The organism is Enterobacter sp. CPE_E890, assembly GCF_046521475.1.
Lineage (GTDB): Bacteria > Pseudomonadota > Gammaproteobacteria > Enterobacterales > Enterobacteriaceae > Enterobacter > Enterobacter adelaidei.
Genome location: NZ_JBKFZW010000001.1, coordinates 1,858,056 through 1,875,829, shown reverse-complemented (window position 1 = coordinate 1,875,829; position 17,774 = coordinate 1,858,056). Strand labels below are relative to the sequence as shown.

General features: G+C 51.0%; 21 protein-coding genes, 1 tRNA gene and 3 pseudogenes. 5 read left to right on the top strand and 20 right to left on the bottom strand.

What is annotated here, in order from left to right; translation table 11 throughout:
• The first annotated feature begins 8 nt into the window (after window positions 1-8).
• From ACLHV9_RS09205 to ACLHV9_RS09195, 3 genes are all read left to right on the top strand, one after another.
• A complete protein-coding gene (locus ACLHV9_RS09205; RefSeq protein WP_108090238.1) occupies window positions 9-869 on the top strand; it encodes a pirin family protein in 861 nt (286 codons plus the stop codon).
• A 20-nt stretch (window positions 870-889) separates the two neighbouring features.
• Complete coding sequence (locus ACLHV9_RS09200) at window positions 890-1,567, top strand: isochorismatase family protein (protein ID WP_108090239.1); 678 nt, start codon at window positions 890-892, stop codon at window positions 1,565-1,567.
• A gap of 137 nt (window positions 1,568-1,704) precedes the next feature.
• A tRNA-Ser gene (locus tag ACLHV9_RS09195) sits at window positions 1,705-1,792 on the top strand.
• Window positions 1,793-1,925: 133 nt separating this feature from the next.
• Here the strand turns inward: ACLHV9_RS09195 and ACLHV9_RS09190 are convergent.
• From ACLHV9_RS09190 to ACLHV9_RS09130, 13 genes are all read right to left on the bottom strand, one after another.
• Complete coding sequence (locus ACLHV9_RS09190; protein ID WP_103278987.1) at window positions 1,926-2,768, bottom strand: DUF4942 domain-containing protein; 843 nt, start codon at window positions 2,766-2,768, stop codon at window positions 1,926-1,928.
• A gap of 83 nt (window positions 2,769-2,851) precedes the next feature.
• Window positions 2,852-3,055: a DUF957 domain-containing protein gene (locus ACLHV9_RS09185; protein ID WP_103278986.1), complete on the bottom strand. Its 204-nt coding sequence runs from the start codon at window positions 3,053-3,055 to the stop codon at window positions 2,852-2,854.
• A 29-nt stretch (window positions 3,056-3,084) separates the two neighbouring features.
• Complete coding sequence (locus ACLHV9_RS09180; protein WP_103278985.1) at window positions 3,085-3,576, bottom strand: DUF5983 family protein; 492 nt, start codon at window positions 3,574-3,576, stop codon at window positions 3,085-3,087.
• Entirely contained in the window at window positions 3,573-3,950 is a 378-nt protein-coding gene (locus tag ACLHV9_RS09175; RefSeq protein ID WP_103278984.1) for a TA system toxin CbtA family protein, read from the bottom strand. Before ACLHV9_RS09175 ends, ACLHV9_RS09180 begins: the two co-directional genes overlap by 4 nt.
• A gap of 49 nt (window positions 3,951-3,999) precedes the next feature.
• Complete coding sequence (locus ACLHV9_RS09170) at window positions 4,000-4,359, bottom strand: type IV toxin-antitoxin system YeeU family antitoxin (protein ID WP_103278983.1); 360 nt, start codon at window positions 4,357-4,359, stop codon at window positions 4,000-4,002.
• A 22-nt stretch (window positions 4,360-4,381) separates the two neighbouring features.
• Window positions 4,382-4,603: a DUF987 domain-containing protein gene (locus tag ACLHV9_RS09165; protein WP_103281213.1), complete on the bottom strand. Its 222-nt coding sequence runs from the start codon at window positions 4,601-4,603 to the stop codon at window positions 4,382-4,384.
• Window positions 4,604-4,616: 13 nt separating this feature from the next.
• A complete protein-coding gene (gene radC / locus ACLHV9_RS09160) occupies window positions 4,617-5,096 on the bottom strand; it encodes a RadC family protein (RefSeq protein ID WP_103281214.1) in 480 nt (159 codons plus the stop codon).
• 44 nt (window positions 5,097-5,140) lie between these two features.
• Complete coding sequence (locus ACLHV9_RS09155; RefSeq protein ID WP_103281215.1) at window positions 5,141-5,359, bottom strand: hypothetical protein; 219 nt, start codon at window positions 5,357-5,359, stop codon at window positions 5,141-5,143.
• A 6-nt stretch (window positions 5,360-5,365) separates the two neighbouring features.
• Window positions 5,366-5,848, bottom strand: a complete 483-nt coding sequence (locus ACLHV9_RS09150) for an antirestriction protein (RefSeq protein ID WP_103281216.1) — start codon at window positions 5,846-5,848, stop codon at window positions 5,366-5,368.
• Between the two features lie 262 nt (window positions 5,849-6,110).
• Window positions 6,111-6,929, bottom strand: coding sequence for a DUF932 domain-containing protein (locus ACLHV9_RS09145; protein ID WP_236906478.1), 819 nt, complete (start codon window positions 6,927-6,929; stop codon window positions 6,111-6,113).
• Window positions 6,930-7,026: 97 nt separating this feature from the next.
• Window positions 7,027-7,494, bottom strand: a complete 468-nt coding sequence (locus tag ACLHV9_RS09140) for a hypothetical protein (RefSeq protein WP_103278982.1) — start codon at window positions 7,492-7,494, stop codon at window positions 7,027-7,029.
• A gap of 125 nt (window positions 7,495-7,619) precedes the next feature.
• On the bottom strand, window positions 7,620-7,778 hold the full coding sequence (locus tag ACLHV9_RS09135) for a hypothetical protein (protein ID WP_045413303.1): 159 nt from the start codon (window positions 7,776-7,778) through the stop codon (window positions 7,620-7,622).
• Window positions 7,779-7,990: 212 nt separating this feature from the next.
• The gene (locus tag ACLHV9_RS09130; RefSeq protein ID WP_243207500.1) at window positions 7,991-8,878 is read right to left on the bottom strand and encodes a GTPase family protein; all 888 of its coding nucleotides are present in this window, start codon (window positions 8,876-8,878) and stop codon (window positions 7,991-7,993) included.
• 314 nt (window positions 8,879-9,192) lie between these two features.
• Between ACLHV9_RS09130 and ACLHV9_RS09125 the strand changes: the two genes are divergently transcribed.
• Window positions 9,193-10,650, top strand: a complete 1,458-nt coding sequence (locus tag ACLHV9_RS09125) for a YfjI family protein (protein ID WP_407220383.1) — start codon at window positions 9,193-9,195, stop codon at window positions 10,648-10,650.
• A 472-nt stretch (window positions 10,651-11,122) separates the two neighbouring features.
• Here the strand turns inward: ACLHV9_RS09125 and ACLHV9_RS09120 are convergent, their stop codons facing one another.
• Both ACLHV9_RS09120 and ACLHV9_RS09115 read right to left on the bottom strand, forming a co-directional pair.
• Window positions 11,123-11,335, bottom strand: coding sequence for a hypothetical protein (locus tag ACLHV9_RS09120; protein ID WP_407220382.1), 213 nt, complete (start codon window positions 11,333-11,335; stop codon window positions 11,123-11,125).
• Complete coding sequence (locus tag ACLHV9_RS09115; RefSeq protein ID WP_407220155.1) at window positions 11,317-12,297, bottom strand: IS5-like element ISKpn26 family transposase; 981 nt, start codon at window positions 12,295-12,297, stop codon at window positions 11,317-11,319. Before ACLHV9_RS09115 ends, ACLHV9_RS09120 begins: the two co-directional genes overlap by 19 nt.
• 53 nt (window positions 12,298-12,350) lie before the next feature.
• Between ACLHV9_RS09115 and ACLHV9_RS09110 the strand changes: the two genes are divergently transcribed.
• Window positions 12,351-12,866 (top strand): inovirus Gp2 family protein, encoded by a 516-nt coding sequence (locus ACLHV9_RS09110; protein ID WP_407220381.1) that lies wholly within the window; start codon window positions 12,351-12,353, stop codon window positions 12,864-12,866.
• Between the two features lie 116 nt (window positions 12,867-12,982).
• Here ACLHV9_RS09110 and ACLHV9_RS09105 read toward each other — a convergent pair.
• The 5 genes and pseudogenes from ACLHV9_RS09105 to ACLHV9_RS09085 form a co-directional block, all read right to left on the bottom strand.
• Window positions 12,983-13,459, bottom strand: a pseudogene (locus ACLHV9_RS09105) (IS3 family transposase); the annotation flags it as partial.
• 80 nt (window positions 13,460-13,539) lie between these two features.
• Window positions 13,540-15,048 (bottom strand): group II intron reverse transcriptase/maturase, encoded by a 1,509-nt coding sequence (ltrA, locus tag ACLHV9_RS09100; protein WP_001189111.1) that lies wholly within the window; start codon window positions 15,046-15,048, stop codon window positions 13,540-13,542.
• A 672-nt stretch (window positions 15,049-15,720) separates the two neighbouring features.
• Window positions 15,721-16,149 (bottom strand): annotated as a pseudogene (locus ACLHV9_RS09095) (IS3 family transposase); the annotation flags it as partial.
• 9 nt (window positions 16,150-16,158) lie between these two features.
• Entirely contained in the window at window positions 16,159-17,310 is a 1,152-nt protein-coding gene (locus ACLHV9_RS09090; protein ID WP_001254932.1) for an IS30-like element IS30 family transposase, read from the bottom strand.
• Between the two features lie 64 nt (window positions 17,311-17,374).
• A pseudogene (locus ACLHV9_RS09085) lies at window positions 17,375-17,623 on the bottom strand (transposase); the annotation flags it as partial.
• Between the last annotated feature and the right edge of the window lie 151 nt (window positions 17,624-17,774).

Here is a 17,774-nt window from a genome sequence, read left to right as displayed (position 1 = left end):
AGTTCATCATGAAAAACGTAACAGGTGTTTATACCGCTCCCCGACAGCACTGGGTGGGCGACGGTTTCCCGGTCCGTTCAATGTTCTCTTATCAGACGCACGGGGAGCCTCTCAGCCCGTTCCTGCTGCTGGACTACGCGGGCCCATACACCTTTCCGGCAGATGGTGCGAAACGCGGCGTAGGCCAACATCCTCACCGGGGTTTCGAAACGGTCACTATCGTCTATTCCGGTGAAGTCGAGCATCGTGACTCCACGGGCAAAGGCGGTGTAATTGGCCCCGGCGACGTGCAGTGGATGACGGCAGGCGCAGGCATTTTGCACGAGGAGTTCCACTCCAGCGCGTTCTCGCAGAAAGGCGGAGAACTCAAAATGATGCAGCTTTGGGTCAACCTTCCGGCGAAAGACAAGATGGCGGCACCGGGCTACCAGAGCATCACCAAAAGCGACATTCCAGTCGTGACGCTTTTGGATAACAGCGGCACGCTGAGAGTTATTGCCGGTTGCTACCAGGATGTGACCGGCCCGGCTCACACCTTTTCACCGCTGAATGTCTGGGATATTGCGCTGAATCAGGGAAGCCATTTGACGCTCAATCAGCCAGAAGGCTGGAGCACCGCGCTGGTGGTACTGGAAGGTAACGTCACGGTAAACGGCACGGCTGAAGCGAGTGAAGCGCAACTGGTCGTCTTAAGCCAGCAAGGTGACAAAGTGCATCTGGAAGCCAGTAGCGATGCAAAAGTGCTGCTGATGGCCGGTGAGCCACTGAACGAACCCATTGTGGGCTACGGCCCGTTTGTCATGAACAGTAAAAGCGAAATCAACGAAGCCATTCGTGATTTCAACTCCGGCCGCTTCGGCCAGATCTGAACGTAATAAAGGAGAAGAAAATGTCCACACCTGCAAATTTCAACGGAGCGCGTCCGGTTATTGATGTGAACGATGCGGTGATGTTGCTTATCGATCACCAGAGCGGTCTTTTCCAGACCGTTGGGGATATGCCAATGCCGGAACTGCGTGCCCGTGCGGCAGCGCTGGCAAAGATCGCTACCCTGGCGAAGATCCCGGTAATCACGACAGCGTCCGTTCCCCAGGGGCCGAACGGCCCGCTTATCCCGGAAATCCACACCAACGCGCCGCATGCGCAGTACGTACCACGTAAAGGAGAGATTAACGCCTGGGATAACCCGGAATTTGTGGCGGCAGTGAAAGCCACCGGGCGCAGCACGCTGATTATCGCGGGTACCATCACCAGCGTTTGCATGGCTTTTCCGTCAATTAGTGCGGCTGCTGATGGTTATAAAGTCTTTGCGGTGATCGATGCGTCTGGTACCTACAGCAAAATGGCACAAGAGATCACCCTGGCTCGTGTCGTCCAGGCTGGCGTAGTGCCAATGGATACAGCGGCAGTCGCCTCAGAAATCCAGCGAACCTGGAACCGTGAAGACGCGGCCAAGTGGGCCGAGGTGTATACCCACATCTTCCCGGCTTATCAGCTGTTGATCGAAAGCTACGGCAAAGCACAGGAAGTGGTAAAAAACAGCGAAGTGCTCGATTCACAGCGTTAATCCGGCTCTAAGCGACATGAGCTGATTAAGGCTTAACCGAACAGGCACTAAAGCAGAAAATCTGCTTGACCGTTTTAGCGCAACTCCCTATAGTAGCGCCCCGTTGCCCCCCAAGCGGTCAGGCAGCAAAACAATATGGTGAGGTGTCCGAGTGGCTGAAGGAGCACGCCTGGAAAGTGTGTATACGGCAACGTATCGGGGGTTCGAATCCCCCCCTCACCGCCATATTCTGATAGCATGTTATTAATTAACATGCGCTTTTTCTTTTTTACGTCTTTCCGGTATGCCATCCAGTATGCCATTGTCGTCTGGCTTGCGCTGGCTCACTTGCGAAGGCATCGGACAGGGCACTCCCCTTTCATCTCGCTGCCAGTGCTCCCGGATAGTGCCTAGCGATGATGCCATTCAGTTTATCGACCAACTCTGGTCGCTTAAAGGTTATATGGGCTGTGCCTTTCTGAAAGTATTTGATCGCAAACATCTCATCTTCATAGCGGGTACTGTGCCTGTTCTCATGGATATGATCGCCGAGACGACGGGTAACGTCAGCGCGGTTATCGGGAACCGGCTTGCCATCCAGAAGCATCAGCATACGTTCAAGGTCTGCCAGGCGGTCACGTTGCCAGCCCCAATTAATCCCAAATCCCCATCGGTCATATTTGACCAGTCCCGTCACGATGATTTTCGCGCCAAACTTACAGGGGCAATTGGTCTTAAAATCCCAGCTAAGCCCTTTAAATACGTTGATGACTCCCCGCTCAAACACCTCACCTTTATTCAGATGCAATTGTTTGAATGTGCTCAGGATATTCGCTTCGCTGACTGACGGAATATCTTCTTTCTCAAGACTGTTATACCACTGGTCGCGTGCCAGGGCGTCCATGAGCGAAAGCATCCCTGACTTTTGCATCAAATCCCGCCATATACCGCGATCGAGATTGCGGGTAATAGCTTTCATCGCCACGTCTGTTTTCTCCATCAGCCAGCAATCGTAACGGTATTGCCGTCCCCCCCATTCATTGGCTTTTCCGCCGCCGATGCTGCCAGTTAGTGTCGAGATATCGTCAAGTTGTTGTATCAGCGTTTCAATCTGTGTAATCGAGGTATTACGTCCGGTGACGATGCGCTCAATGCTGGTGGAACAAAGCACGTCGGTGTGGCCGACTAAAACCTCGGGTTCTGTGAGGGTAAGGTCTGACATCATTTCTGTCCTCTGTATAAAAGCAAAGCGCCAGCCGATAAGGGCTGGCGCTTATGCAGGTGTGGTGAGTACGGTTCGGAGGGCTAATCTCTTCTGGCCTGTTGCAGAAGCTGCAGATGGTGGACATCGCGAACGTTCTGTAATGCCTGTTCAATACAAGGCAACAGGGCTGCAGAGTCAGTGTTATCTTCGTCGTTATCGAAGATAATCTCACTGCCACAATCAATATTGTCCTTCAGCCAGCCAATCAGAATTTTGAGAGCAGCTTCAGTGGTTAATTCTGGCATTAGTACGCCTTGTGGTGATTGAGGCAGGGCTACCAGTCAAAAGTGGCAAAGTCGGGTAGCAGTTCACCAAAGGCATCCAGATGAATGATGCCAGCGGCGTAGTGACGGATAAGCGTCACCACTAACCGGCGGCAGGCTTTCGACAGACCGAGGCGTTTGAGGCGTAAAACCGGAAATGACCATGCGCCCAGGTAGAGCAGATAACCCGAGCCGGTATAGCTAATCCATTCCGACTCGCCAAAGTCTTCATGCTGGTGTGAAAGGGTAAACAGCAGAGCATTGTCTTCCGCCGTGATATGCGCGGTGCTGCACTGAATGCAGTTAACGCGGGCGAGGGGCGGCAGCGGATCTTCCACGATCAGTTTACCAGGCTCGTCAGCAACGCGAAGCGAATACCCGTTGTCACAGACCACATTGATCAGGTCAGCCAGTTCAATACCATCAATATCTACAACGATCCGGCCTATATTGAGGGCCAGAACGTTGATGCTATCGGCTTCCACGTTAACGGACAGCTTCACTGGACCTCCCCGCTGTATTTACCGGTGGTGAAGTCGGTAACGGCTTTATACCCGCTGCGGGTATAAAGCCCGGTAGCCTTACGGGCGCGAAGAATATCAATGCTGCTGATAAACGGAGGCTGCTCTTTCACGCTGAAACCGGGGCGGTCAGTACGTACCAGGTCGTACTTTTCCACGATAAAATTCACCGCGTCACACACTGAAATACCCGCATCAATGTGCTTCTGGATCACACCTTCGTTGCTAAACGGTGTGTCGTTCAGCATCAGACCGTAGTGTTGTTTCAGCAGATACTTCAGTAATTTTCGCCAGATTTCGACTGACGACAGACGTGACGAGGCCGCCCTATGAGGGGACAGGGATTGTTTTTGCATGGTTTGCGCTCTTTATTGGTTGGTTAAACTCAGGAAAAGCGTCCGGGATTTATGCAGTTGTTGCAGATGTCGGATAAATTACGATGAACAAATAGCCACAGGAGCCGAGCGTATCGGCCTCACATATCAGCCCTTTTGCGTGGAGCATAATGCAGCGCTGAATGTGGGGTGTGAGTTCACTGCTGGTCAGCATCAGCTCCATCTGTTTCATCAGTACCGGAAAGGCCTGGTCCAGATGGCGTAAATCCGCGTCGCTGAATGTCCCGGTGATGCTGGCCCGGTCGGCCAGGTAATGCAGGCGGTTGCCCTCCTGGACCAGGCGTGCGCCAAAGCACGGGGTGATATCGCGTTTCAGCCCCCACCACGGCGCTTCGGTGTGGTGGCTGGCTGTCGGTGTTTTATTCGACAATGTAGCGCTCCTTAAACGTGGGTTAATTCAAAGTGACACAACGCAGGGTCACATACGGGCCGTTGCGGTCCTGACGGCGTTCAGCGAAGACGGCCAGTACGCCGCTGATATCCTGCACCTCGCGACCCGCGTAGTGGCAGACGCTGCCGGACCATTTATATTTCCCTGTGCAAAACCGGAATAAGCGGGACTGCGGGTGCTGGCGGTAGATTGTCATCGCCTGACGCTTGCTGATGATTTTCATCACTGTTATCTCCTTACAGCCAGCCGCGTTCGGCAAACGAGACAATATCCATCCCGCCGACAACCAGATGGTCCAGCAGGCGAATGTCCACCAGGGCAAGGGCCTGTATAAGGCGTTGCGTGACAGACCGGTCTGCCTGGCTGGGTGTGGGGTCACCGGAAGGATGGTTGTGGGCGACAATCACCGCCGCCGCATTGAAGTACAGGGCGCGTTTGACCGCCTCGCGGGGATGGACTTCTGTACTGCTGATGGTACCGGTGAACAGGATTTCATGAGCAATAAGGCGATGCTGATTGTCGAGATACAGCACCATAAACACTTCACGTTCCAGTGCTGCGAGGTGCAGGCGCAGCCAGTCACGGGTGGCGCTGGTGGACGTGAAAGGTGCACCCGGCTCGCGCAGGTGGTGCTCAAGTAACGATAACGCCCGTTTAACCGTCCGTTGAGTTGTTAACGGTAAGGCGTTGCATGTCGGGGAATATGATACGGGCATGATGCTCTCGCGGGTCAGTGGTGGACAGTAAATAGAGGCAGGGGCTACTGCGGCCGGGAGGGGGACCTGCCATACAGCTTATGGGCCACGGTGAAGGCCGGGTTCATGGTTTCGAACCATGCCCAGACTGTCGTGATGCCGGTACCTGCCGGAAAGTGTAAAAAGGGTTCGCTGATAACCACGTCATCCTCATCCTCTTCGACGGGGACCTGTGTCAGCGCGTCCCACAGGGCATCAAGCCGGGACAGTGCAGCGTGTTCCATTTTTTCTCAGTCAATAATGGTGAGAATGGCGCGGGCTTCGGCGTGCTGCAGGGCGTAATCCCGCAGCCGGTCGTAATGCCCGGTCATGGCGCTGCACATCGTGCGGCAGGCATGATGACTGTATGTCAGCAGGCAGACGGCAATGCCAGCGGCTTCTGCACTCATGACCGCATCGTTACCGTTCATACTGTTGAATAATGTCCACGGGTCATCGTCGCCGTCATCCGGCTCAGGCACCATAAAGGCCCCGCCGTTGCTGAGGGTGTAAAACTGCCAGATACCACCCTGGTAATCCGTGCAGAAACGGTCCATCCACGCGAAGATACGGGGCTCCAGGGTTATCCAGTGTGGAATGCCCCCGAAGTGCAGTGGCCAGAAGGCAATACGTTGCTCATCAGGGACAGGCGTGCACGTGATGCCGTCCGTCTCAGGGCATGGTGACGTTGTTGATTCAGCCAGGGGGCGGGGGGTATTGAGTATGTTGTTCATGTGATGTCCTTTTATTGGCCGGAGAACGCGTTATTCAGATGGAGTGACGGGCAGGACTGTGCATAACCATCCTCATCACAGCATGAGGGCCAGAGCCCTTCTGTCAGAAATACTCTGCACAGGCTGAGTTCGCCGGGGCGATACAGAAGGTGTGAGCACCGGGCGCAAAGGTCGTCGTCAGAGATGGAGCGGCAACCGGGCTCACCGGTCAGGGGGAGCGGATATGGCGTGACCGGTATCACGCCATCCGGAATATGCGGCATTAACCCAGACTCTCCAGCAGGCTTTCCGCCATAACCCACAGGGCGCGGTTGAGCTTCACGTCGCCATCGATACCCTTTACCGCCCGGGTGTGCGAACGCTTCCCTTTCGCGGTTCGCCCTGACAACCCGCCTTTAATCAGGTTCTCCTGAATACGCTGGTAAGTGGTCCACAGGTCGTTGCTTTTATCCTGCCAGCGGCGGTGGCTGAGGACCTGGGATTCGGTAACAGGGTGATGCTCTTCACCAAAGCGATACGTCAGTGCCGCTTTTGCCATCGCCTGCTGTGCCGGTGGTGGTAACAAAAGCGATTCCATCGCATCGCGCTTCTCCTCCACCCGGTCAAATATCCTCAGTACTTCCCAGGCCCCTTCAATGACTTTCTCCACCACATTGCCTTTATGGGGCACACGCACCTCGCCAAAACTTTCACCACAGACAAGACCGTTCTGACAAACAAAACGGAACAGACCCGGTAACATCTGGTATGAGCTGGAGCCATCATGGCTGTTGAGCAGGATGATTTCGGGCACCTGTTTACCTGTTATCTGGCCTTCACGTCGCAGGCGCAGCATGTGCTTCGTGTGTTCGCGTTTGTTCAGGTCACGCACGCGTGTCTGGCAGGCGAAGAATGGCTGGAAGCCTTCGCGCTGCAGGTTGTCGAGCAGGGTGATGGTCGGGATATACGTGTATCGCTCTGAGCGTGATTCATGCTTTTCTTCACTGAACACACTGGGCACATAGTGCGCCAGCTCATTACGGGTTAACGGACGGTCGCGGCGAACAAGGTTCACCGCACCAAAGCGGCTGGCTAATTTCATGGTTATTTCCTTTCTGAAAGACAAAAGAAAACGCCCCGCTCGGATGAGCAGGGCGCTGAGGATGTGTTACTGATATTTTAAAGGTTGTGGATAAGACTTACGGAAGGGCAAACTTCGGTACGCAGCCGTTATTGCCAAATTCAGGAATAACAGCGCCAGCACCTTTGAGCGTAAACGCTGCTGGTTTCGCACCGGTACCCGAGACAATGACGTTCCTGCCGCTACGTAATTTGTTCCATGCCCACATCAGATTGTCTGAACCCACATGGGATTCGCTTTCGCTGATATTCGCTTCTTCTTCGCTATCAATTTTCATCTTCAGCTTCTGACCGCTGTCCATCCTGACCTGATGGCCGTTCACATCAGTGAAGATAATGGTCGCTGGCTGTGAGCCGGAACTATCGCAGGCCAGATAAAGTTGTGATTGCCCTTTACCGAGGATGGTGTATTCAGACGTTCCCTGCGCATAGCCACTTACCCAGCTATCACGGTTGCCAAACGCATGCGAGACAGAAGGCGTCAGCACTGAAGCCAGTAAAAATGAAATAATCAGTTTATTTTTCATTGGAGTGTCCTGTCAGAAGCCAGCCATATTGCCCAGGGTGGTGATAATGAACAGCAGGCAGGCCATAAAGATAATGAGGGTGATGTACCAGCGGGTGAACTTACCGAACAGACGAAGAAATGTTTTCATGTGCGGTCCTTTGCAATAAGCCAGTACAGCAGCCCCGCCAGTATCGGGTCGATTATCAGACCGAGAATGAACCAGCCCCAGAACGAGCGTCCGTTAGCGGACGCCACGAAACCCAGCAACAAGGCCAGACCGCCCCATAACAGAATTAACGGCATATACTTTCCTTAATGCGTGACAATCCCTGCAATACATCGCATTGATTTTGATGGTTAAAATTAACAAATCACATAATGCCCTGTGGATTATGTGGCTACCGGATTAATCATGTACAACGATGAGTATCGATCGGATCGATCGACAAAATCGATCGTAATGAAACAAAGAAACTTATCGAAAACGGCAAGGCCGCTCATCGAAAGCGAAGTGACTAGCTGAAGAAAAATCCCCACAGGGAGCGTGCTGCGCGGGCGACAGTGTGTGTTGCAGCCTGCAGTGCAATGCGTGCCACCTGTGGTAGCGGGGCCAGGTCAATAACCTTATCGATAACGTCCACCACGGCATCGCCAAAGCTGCTGCTGGCGGTGCTGATGATACTGGTAGTGCGATACCCGTTCTGCAGGTGCGGCACAAGTGGACTGCGGGCCTGCTTTGGGAGCAGGGTAATCATGGCCTCCACCAGACGCGACAGACGATAGCGCCCCCTGACCGAAACCGGCAGAATATCCTGCTCAGCGATACCTAACTGCCGGGCCACCGCCTGCTGTTTCTGCGCAATACGCTCGGCCTGTAACGCCGAGGGCTGGGCGGACGGCCAGTTCCACTGCTCGGCGGGGTCGGTTTTGTCCACCTGGTTGAGCACCCATAACACCGGCGGCTGCGGTCCGCTGTACTGCGCGAATACGTCCTGATGAAACTGCTCTTCCACCGCATAGGCGCGGTCATCGGCCTTGAGTACCCACAGCACCATATCGAGTTGTGGCATGAGGTCACGATACAGTTCACGGTATTCACCATCACGGGTAACACTCTCGCCCACACCGGGTAAATCAACCAGCGTCAGGAAGTGATTACCGAAACGTAGCCGGACACGCTGTGGCTGACGGGTGCAGGCTTCCACGGCATTGACAGTACAGACTTCGCTCCGGAACAGTGCGTTACACAGCGAGGATTTGCCGACGCCGGTTTTCCCCATGATGCCAATCACCGGTTCATACGTAACGAGTAGGTTGAGCTCCAGCAGCAAATGCTGGCGTAGCGCGTGTGGATAACGCCGCAGATGGCGACGGATAAGGGTATAACCCGAGGGATGTTTCATATCGGCCTCTAAATGAAAAAAGGCCATCCGGTGGGGATGACCTGTTGGATTAAAACGGGTGGGGATTCACTGAGGTGATATATATCTGAGAATTATTTAAATCATATTACCTGGCAGTATATCTCCGTACTGACATTATTCGCCTGTGTTTTTATAAAGAAAGCACAGGCGAATGAAAACACCAGAGGTTGCCACTTAACTAATTTAGTCCAACGCTGTCGGATTGGACTAAATATCAGTTTTTCATATTGACTTGCGATCGCATTCCAGATTAGTTTTCAATTATCAAAACAACATTTTCTGGAGGTATTGTCATGCAGGAGTTTCCATTTAACGCTTTCCCCACGTCATTACGTGAAACTATTTTTGATATTGAGGAATGCACACAAGCCCCGGGGGAAATGATTGCATTAACATTGCTGAGTGGATTATCACTGGCGTGTCAGAGCCTGATTAATGTAAAAATAACAGACACCATGAAGTCTCCGGTGTCATTGTATTCATTCGTGATAGCAGATTCTGGCGAGAGAAAAACAGCGGTGGAAAGACTGCTATTAAAACCTTTTCATGAGCATGATCTGCGTGTATTACTCCAGTATGAAAAGCAGAAGAAAGAACATGAGGTCCAGTCTAAAATATGGAGCAAGAAAGAAAATGCACTTCTGAAATGCATTGATAAAGGCACTATGAAAGGACTATGTACAGATAAACTTTCACGGCAGTTAGAAAAGTTATCTGCTGAAAAGCCAGTACAACCGAAAGCCAGAAGGTATATTTATAATAATGTCACCCCTGAAGCCCTGCAGTTTGAAATGTATACCCACTCGCCACAAACAGGACTAATAACTGATGAGGGGGCTAATATACTTAGCAGACGGACCATGAGTGATTTGGGATTTATGAACTCCATATGGGATGATGAAAGTTTTCATGTCAATCGGAAAACAGGGCCGAGTTTTACGATTAAGAATGGACGTATTACGTTGTTAGTCATGGTACAGAAAGCAATATTCGATGATTATTTAAAACGCCATGGAGAAAATGCACGCGGGAGTGGTTTGTTTGCACGCTGTTTTATCTTGTATATTGATACGAAATTATCGACACAGGGCCAGCGTTTTATTAGTCGTCAATCTTCCCCTCAGTCAGGTGAGCTGGAGAATCTTAATCACTTCTACCAGCGTATGAATGAACTGGTAGAAAAAAGTGCTTCTCAACACGGGACCGGGCATCAGACATATTTATCATTCGAGCCCTCCGCCCTGGAGGCATGGAAAGAAATTCATGATGAAATAGAAAGTGGTATTGGCCCCGACAGGGAATATGCAAACATGAATGATTTTGCATCCAAACTTCCGAATAATGTTGCACGTCTGGCCGCGCTTCTGAGTTACTATACCGAAGGTGAATGCGCGATAAAAAAAGAATATGTTGAAAATGCCTGGTTGCTGTGTGAATGGTACATGCAACAGGCGATAAAGGTTTTTGGGGCTCAGGAGGGCTACCACGAGGCGCTGCTATTATCATGGCTGCGTCGTGAGTTCAATGAAACAGATATGAATCATGTCAGATTTAATACAATACGAAATGCCGGGCCTAATGTATTACGTAAAGGTAAGTTACTGGAAAGAGTCATTGAGAGACTTGAAAAGGAAGGCGCGATAGACATCGTCCGCTCAAGACGCAAGGCACGAATGGTTTATGCAGGCCGTCATTTTCGTAACAATCCATTTACAAAAAATGCCGCGTATAAGCACTACTGGCCGCGATAGTTGCGACTGATCGCAACTAATCGCGAGGTTAGTCTGTGGAAATGCGCAAAATTGTTGAAAACTAATATCAGAGTAAAATTATTATCTGGCTTACCATTTTTCATGAGATTTACTCAGGCGGAGGGCTTATTGTTATATTTTCACTGATAAAAATACTGTCGGTATAGTAATATATGTTTACTGGTAATATTATACTTGTTAGTAATACATCCACTCTCTATTCAGATTAATTATTATTAATATGCTAATACATTATACCCGTACAGTTGATTATATTCAGCATGTAACACCATACGGTTAATTATTACCAAATCGATAATTTTCCTGTACATATCTGCATGTAACATTACCACGATAATTAATCGTATGGTTACTTATTCGCACTTACCTCAATGCTAATTATTGAGTAAATTACTTATTCAGGTTTATATATGCCACATAATTCATTGAATGCTGATTACCAGCAGGCATTTTACGATGTTATTCGTAATGCAGTAGACGAGTTTCCGCGTACGTTAGGGAAGGTGCGAATAAGCAGGTCATTTCTTCCCAAGCTGACTCGCTGATTAAAATTTCGCGGATCTGGGCCGATTTTTTTCCCGCAAACACATCGAATCAGCCTATTTAGGCTATTTTTTCCACCATTTCTGGCGTTATTTCCGGTTTTTACTGAGATCTCTCCCACTGACGTATCATTTGGTCCACCCGAAACAGGTTGGCCAGGGTGAATAACATCGCCAGTTGGTTATCGTTTTTCAGCAGCCCCTTGTATCTGGCTTTCACGAAGCCGAACTGCCGCTTGATGATGCGAAACGGGTGCTCCACCCTGGCACGGATGCTGGCTTTCATGTATTCGATGTTGATGGCCGTTTTGTTCTTGCGCGGATGCTGCTTCAAGGTTTTTACCTTGCCGGGACGCTCGGCGATCAGCCAGTCCACATCCACCTCGGCCAGCTCCTCGCGCTGTGGCGCTCCCTGGTAGCCGGCATCGGCTGAGACAAATTGCTCCTCTCCATGAAGCAGATTACCCAGCTGATTGAGGTCATGCTCGTTGGCCGCGGTGGTGACCAGGCTGTGGGTCAGGCCACTCTTGGCATCGACACCAATGTGGGCCTTCATGCCAAAGTGCCACTGATTGCCTTTCTTGGTCTGATGCATCTCCGGATCGCGTTGCTGCTCTTTGTTCTTGGTAGAGTTGGGTGCCTCAATGATGGTGGCATCCACCAAAGTGCCTTGGGTCATCATGACGCCTGCTTCGGCCAGCCAGCGATTGATGGTCTTGAACAATTGACGGGCCAGTTGATGCTGCTCGAGCAGGTGGCGGAAATTCATGATGGTGGTGCGATCCGGCAGGGCGCTATCCAGGGATAATCGGGCAAACAGGCGCATGGAGGCGATTTCGTACAGGGCATCTTCCATGGCACCGTCGCTCAGGTTGTACCAATGCTGCATGCAGTGAATACGCAGCATGGTCTCCAGCGGATAGGGCCGTCGGCCATTGCCCGCCTTGGGATAAAACGGCTCGATGACAGCGGTCATATTCTGCCATGGCAGAATCTGCTCCATGCGGGAGAGGAAAATCTCTTTTCGGGTCTGACGGCGCTTAGTGCTGAATTCACTATCGGCGAAGGTGAGTTGATGGCTCATGATGTCCCTCTGGGATGCGCTCCGGATGAATATGATGATCTCATATCAGGAACTTGTTCGCACCTTCCTTAGCACTACGTGTTGATTTACGTTTTCCCCGCAACTATCAGTATGGAGATTCGAATAAAGAGGTTACGCGTTTTATTGAATCACTGAAAGCTAAGTTACTGGTCGATTGCCAACGTAAGAACCGACGATGGAAACGTAATCGGTCAAATAGGTTACGATATGTATGGGTACGTGAAGTCGGTGAACTTAACCGCCGTAAACATTACCATGTATTACTGATGCTGAATAAAGACTTCTACCATGGTGCCGGGAACTATAACGCCGATGACAGTTTATACGCATTAATCCAGCAGGCATGGTGCAGTGCATTAGGTCTCGATTCGGATCAATATGCAGCTTTAGCCAATATGACTGAAAACGGTTGTTTTTATTTAAACAGAAAATCCCCTAATCATATGCAAGAAGTTACCAAATTACTGAAGCGCATGGAGTATCTGGCGAAAGACCACACCAAGAACTATGACGATGGCTATAGATCCATTGGAATGAGTCGCAGGTAAAGTGTCGGCTAAGGTGGACTTAAATCACTTTGCCGGGTAAGTCTGCGCAGTTGTTTCTCTGATAGCAGTGTATGGTAGAACGAAAGACATATCCAAAGTGAATCGCCACGGATAATCTAGACACTTCCGAGCCGTTGATAATACTGGTTTTCATATTCTGTCGGTGACATCTGTTCGCTAGAACCATGCCGACGCTTACTGTTATAAAACATTTCGATGTAATCAAAAATATCACTGCGGGCTTCTTCCCGCGTTCCGTAGATCTTTTTCTTTATCCGTTCACGTTTCAACAACTGGAAAAAACTTTCTGCAACCGCATTATCATGGCAGTTACCGCGACGGCTCATGCTACCCTCCAGGCCGTGTGATTTCAGGAACGACTGCCACTCATGGCTTGTGTACTGACTGCCCTGATCCGAATGAACCAGCACCTGTTTTTCGGGATTACGACGCCATACAGCCATCAGCAGTGCGTTCAGGACAATGTCCTTTGTCATCCGGGATTGCATGGACCAGCCGATAATTTTGCGTGAGAACAGATCAACAACATCGGCAAGATACAGCCAGCCTTCGTGGGTCCTGAGTAGAGTAAGAGGCAGGGCGTAGTCGGACTATTTCCCTGCCTCTCCTCCCCGAACCGGACGTGCACCTTTCAGCGCATCCGGCTCTCCATTTAAATGCTGGCGAACGCCATTGCCACTTCTGTAAAGCGCGATGTATACGTGTTTCTGGTCTCCGTCCTCAGATAGGGATTACCTTCGGGTAGCCGCCAGCGGAACAGCTTCTTGCCTTGCCCCACCAACCGGTACAGTATTTCGCCGCTGAGCTTGCCGTGATTGGTTTTACCAAATAAAACCCACGTTTTGCTCTGACCCGGTTTCGGTGATTTACACCACCACCTCATCAGGGAAGCGATACCTGTACGGTATTTGCGGGCCAGCCAGTGAGCCAGCTTCCAGAACACGACACGGTCGATATAACTGAAGACTTTGGCCTTAAAATCAACGAACTGATAGAACATGGCCCAGCCTTTCAGTTTTCGGTTGAGTTGTTCAGCCATATCGACTTTGCTTTCACTGTAGTTGCCTGATAACAGTGCTGTCAGCGATGCGGCGAAGTTTCTGGCTTTCTCCTGCGGGATCGTTGAGACCACTCGCATCTCGCCATAACGACTGCGTTTGCGAATGATCCTGTGCCCCAGAAAGATAAAGCCGTCATTAACATGGGTGATTTTAGTCTTATCCATGTTCAGCCTGAGTTTCAGACTGCCTTCGAGCACACCCCGACACTCCTCCCTGATGGCTTCCGCCTGTGCTTTGGTGCCTTTGACGATGAGGACAAAATCATCGGCATAGCGGCAGTACGCCACCGCGGGTTTCCACTGCCAGTTTTCTCTGACCGCCGTACTTCGGCCCCGTTGGATACTGTTATTCCAGTACCACCGATCTTTTCTGGCTTTCCCGCTCAGGTAGCGCTCATGCAGGTATTGATCGAACTCATTCAGCATGATGTTCGATAATAGCGGCGATATAACACCGCCCTGTGGCACACCTTCACTGGCCGCCCGAAAGAGACCGACATCGATATGTCCCGCCTTGATGGTTTTCCACAGCAGAGTCATGAAACGTGCGTCACTGATCCTGCGGCGTACAGCCTTCATCAGCAGTCGATGATGTACGGTGTCGAAGTAACTGGACAGGTCGCCTTCAATCACCCAGCGTCCCCGGGTTTCACCGCAGTCTGTGAGCTGTAATTTCACCGTGCGGATCGCGTGGTGGACACTGCGCTCAGGCCGGAAGCCATATGAGAGCGTATGAAAATCACTCTCCCATATCGGCTCCATCGCCATCAGCATGGCCCGCTGAACAATACGATCCCGCAACGCGGGGATACCCAGTGGTCGCAGTTTGCCGTTGCTTTTAGGGATGTAAACCCGTCTGGCGGGCAAGGGCTGGTAGTGGCCTGAGAGTAATTCATCCCTGAGGATTTGCAGCTCAACAGCCAGTCTGGCCTGTAGCATTGTTTTGTTCACGCCATCAACGCCGGGGGTATGCGCCCCCTTTGATGAAAGCGTGATCCGCGCCGCTTCAGCCAGCCATTCTGGTTGTGTTATCAGACGCAGCAGCCGTTGAATCCGTAGGGACGGATCGGTGGCTGCCCATGTGGCAAGCTTGCGTTGCATTTCGCTGATTATCAAAGGTCTTCACCTCGTTAGGTCAGTTAATTCACGTCGCAAACACATTCAAACTGCTTCCCTTCGCCATGTAATGGGCTTTCCCCATCGCGGACTACTACGGAAGCTCCGCCAGCCAGCGCGTCATCGGAGCCATGCCCCCTTAACATCCGTCGCTGACCTTCCCCGGTTTACCTGCCTGGACTCAGGCATACTGAGGAGGCTGCCCGTCGCACTCTTTATCCTTGCTTGCCGCAAGTTGGCAGAAGTCAGCAACGCAAGCGTGATAGACGCTGCTGCCCCGGTGTTTCGCATACATGTCAAAACACCTTCGACCGGCAGTGCTTACGTATCACTGCCAGTTCCTCCTGCACGGCCTGTCAGATCACGTAGGCCGTGGTGACGTTTTCAACCCACAGAGGCGGATTAACGGGTTCATGTTCTTCAGCCTTTCAGTACTTAACCTTGAGGATCATCTCGGCTTAGTGATCTCGCCTCAATCCCCGTTGTCAGCGGGTTACATCACCCTGCGGGCATGCCGCAGGTCACTGCCGCTCAGGTTCTCCACCGTCACACCCGGTGGGATTGTTGGGTTTCTCATCGTGAGTTACCGGTTCAATATTCCAGACAGACTCGCGGTTCATTTAAGCATCCATGCCCGCCCTGAACTCCGGGCACACTGTAGGTTATGTCCGTTACCCAACGCTCATCAGGAGCATCCGGATTGAACTGTCGCTGGAGCCTGTTGGGTGACACGATACTGGCCTCGCCTTTACGTGCCCGCGGGCTTCGGTATCCGACCTGAGCCTTTATTCCGACATGTTTCATCAGTCTCCAGACTCTGTTTACTCCGCACTGTTGCCCGCTGTCACGCAGATCCAGATGGATTTTGCGATAACCATAGACGCATCCCGATTCCAGCCAGAACTGTTTAATCTGTCCTGTCAGTCTCAGGTCTGCCTGATGGCGTTGTGAATGCGGCTGCTGAAGCCAGGCGTAAAAACCACTGGGATGAACATCCAGCACCCGACAGAGCAGGCGAACAGGCCAGCAACAGGAGTTGTCACGGATAAAGGCGTACCTCAGTCGGACAGCTTTGCGAAGTACGCCGCTGTAGATTCAATCTGTCAATGCAACACCCCTTTCAATTATCTCTTTCGGTGTTTTGAACTTCAGTGTCTTTCTCGGTCTGTTGTTTAGCTGAGCAGCAACCAGATCTAGTTCATGTTGAGTATATTGGGCAAGACATGTCTTTTTAGGAAAGTACTGCCGAATTAGCCCATTTGTGTTCTCATTTGTTCCCCGCTGCCAAGGACTCTGAGGATCGCAGAAGTAAACTTTAACGCCGGTGCTGACAGTAAATTCTAGATGTCTGGCCAGTTCCATTCCTCTGTCCCATGTCAGTGATTTTCTGAGTTCTGACGGTAAACTCAGGAATTTGTCGGTAAGAGCCTGATTTACTGAGACAGAATCTTTGCCCCTGAGTCTAAGGATGATCGTATAACGTGATTTTCGGTCTACAAGTGTGGCTATATGAGAGTTTTTTGTACCTGAGACTAAATCGCCCTCCCAATGCCCCAGAGAGCGTCTGTTATCGATATTTCGGGAACGTTCGTGAATTGGTGTTCCGTTCACTATGTTAATCGTACCTCTTTCGCCTTTGCGGGTATGACGCCTGCCATGGCGAAGGCTATGCGACCGTCGCAGATGCTGTATATTCAGGTGGTGTAGCGCTTCACGGCTACGAAAGTACAGCGTTTTATAAATTGTCTCAGGTGATATTCGCAGCGTTTTTTGACGTGGTTTTGTTCGCCTTAACCATCCTGATATTTGCTCTGGAGACCATTTCATCTCCAGCTTTTCCAGAACAAGCTTTCGCAATGGTAAATTTTGATCCAGTAAGCACGGTTTTGGCCTTTTCGCCATTCTGTTGGCTCGGTTATTAGCATCAACAGCTTTGTAATAGCGTCTGCCCCGATTACGCTGAACTTCACGTGAGATCGTCGAAGGACTGCGATTCAGCGCAGTAGCTATCGCACGAATGCTCATTTTGGCTGACAAACCAGCTCGTATCTCCTCGCGCTCAGACAGTGTCAGGTGAGCTACAGCCCGCTTACGCTCATGGGGTTTTATGCCGCCAGTATCCCTTAACATAGTGAAGATCGTTCCGGGTTTTGAACCCAGGATATTCGCTATTTCACTGAAGCCTGTTCCGTTCTTCCATAGTTCAAAAACAGAGGCTTTTTCCTCTGCTGTAAATGTTCGTCTCATTCAAAAAACCTCCGCAACCCCATGTTTTCACATAACTGTTGCGTTGACCAATTGAATCTACAGCGGCTTTTTTTAATATGTCCCGTTCGTCGGTAACCCGTTTCAGCTCTTTCTGGAGACGGCGGATCTCGGCCTGAGCATCTGACTGTTCTTTATTAGTGGAAGAATCCGGACCGTACTTCTTTATCCAGGCATAAAGGCTGTGGGTGGTGATATCGAAACGTGTTGCAACGCTGGCAACAGAATAACCGCGATCAACAACCTGTTTGACCGCTTCAGTTTTAAACTCTTCGGGATAACGCTTACCGCTCATGGGCACCTCTCTTTAAGCCATCTTAAATGACTCTGAGGTGTCTGTTAAACCCGTGGCGATTCACAACACCACGGTCAATCAACCAATGACTGAGCAAATCAGGCTCAACATTACGGTTGTTAGGACGCGTGTGCCAATCGCCTAGATAACG

Excerpts from the sequence above, each read along its gene's own strand:
- ACLHV9_RS09205 (WP_108090238.1), top strand. The coding sequence starts at position 9 with ATGAAAAACGTAACAGGTGTTTATACCGCTCCCCGACAGCACTGGGTG.
- ACLHV9_RS09115 (WP_407220155.1), bottom strand. The coding sequence starts at position 12,297 with ATGAGCCATCAACTCACCTTCGCCGATAGTGAATTCAGCACTAAGCGC.
- ACLHV9_RS09175 (WP_103278984.1), bottom strand. The coding sequence starts at position 3,950 with ATGCAAAAACAATCCCTGTCCCCTCATAGGGCGGCCTCGTCACGTCTG.
- ACLHV9_RS09165 (WP_103281213.1), bottom strand. The coding sequence starts at position 4,603 with ATGAAAATCATCAGCAAGCGTCAGGCGATGACAATCTACCGCCAGCAC.
- ACLHV9_RS09155 (WP_103281215.1), bottom strand. The coding sequence starts at position 5,359 with ATGGAACACGCTGCACTGTCCCGGCTTGATGCCCTGTGGGACGCGCTG.
- ltrA (WP_001189111.1), bottom strand. The coding sequence starts at position 15,048 with ATGCAACGCAAGCTTGCCACATGGGCAGCCACCGATCCGTCCCTACGG.
- ACLHV9_RS09130 (WP_243207500.1), bottom strand. The coding sequence starts at position 8,878 with ATGAAACATCCCTCGGGTTATACCCTTATCCGTCGCCATCTGCGGCGT.
- ACLHV9_RS09140 (WP_103278982.1), bottom strand. The coding sequence starts at position 7,494 with ATGAAAAATAAACTGATTATTTCATTTTTACTGGCTTCAGTGCTGACG.
- ACLHV9_RS09125 (WP_407220383.1), top strand. The coding sequence starts at position 9,193 with ATGCAGGAGTTTCCATTTAACGCTTTCCCCACGTCATTACGTGAAACT.
- ACLHV9_RS09190 (WP_103278987.1), bottom strand. The coding sequence starts at position 2,768 with ATGTCAGACCTTACCCTCACAGAACCCGAGGTTTTAGTCGGCCACACC.
- ACLHV9_RS09150 (WP_103281216.1), bottom strand. The coding sequence starts at position 5,848 with ATGAACAACATACTCAATACCCCCCGCCCCCTGGCTGAATCAACAACG.
- ACLHV9_RS09185 (WP_103278986.1), bottom strand. The coding sequence starts at position 3,055 with ATGCCAGAATTAACCACTGAAGCTGCTCTCAAAATTCTGATTGGCTGG.
- radC (WP_103281214.1), bottom strand. The coding sequence starts at position 5,096 with ATGCCCGTATCATATTCCCCGACATGCAACGCCTTACCGTTAACAACT.
- ACLHV9_RS09090 (WP_001254932.1), bottom strand. The coding sequence starts at position 17,310 with ATGAGACGAACATTTACAGCAGAGGAAAAAGCCTCTGTTTTTGAACTA.
- ACLHV9_RS09200 (WP_108090239.1), top strand. The coding sequence starts at position 890 with ATGTCCACACCTGCAAATTTCAACGGAGCGCGTCCGGTTATTGATGTG.
- ACLHV9_RS09135 (WP_045413303.1), bottom strand. The coding sequence starts at position 7,778 with ATGCCGTTAATTCTGTTATGGGGCGGTCTGGCCTTGTTGCTGGGTTTC.
- ACLHV9_RS09145 (WP_236906478.1), bottom strand. The coding sequence starts at position 6,929 with ATGAAATTAGCCAGCCGCTTTGGTGCGGTGAACCTTGTTCGCCGCGAC.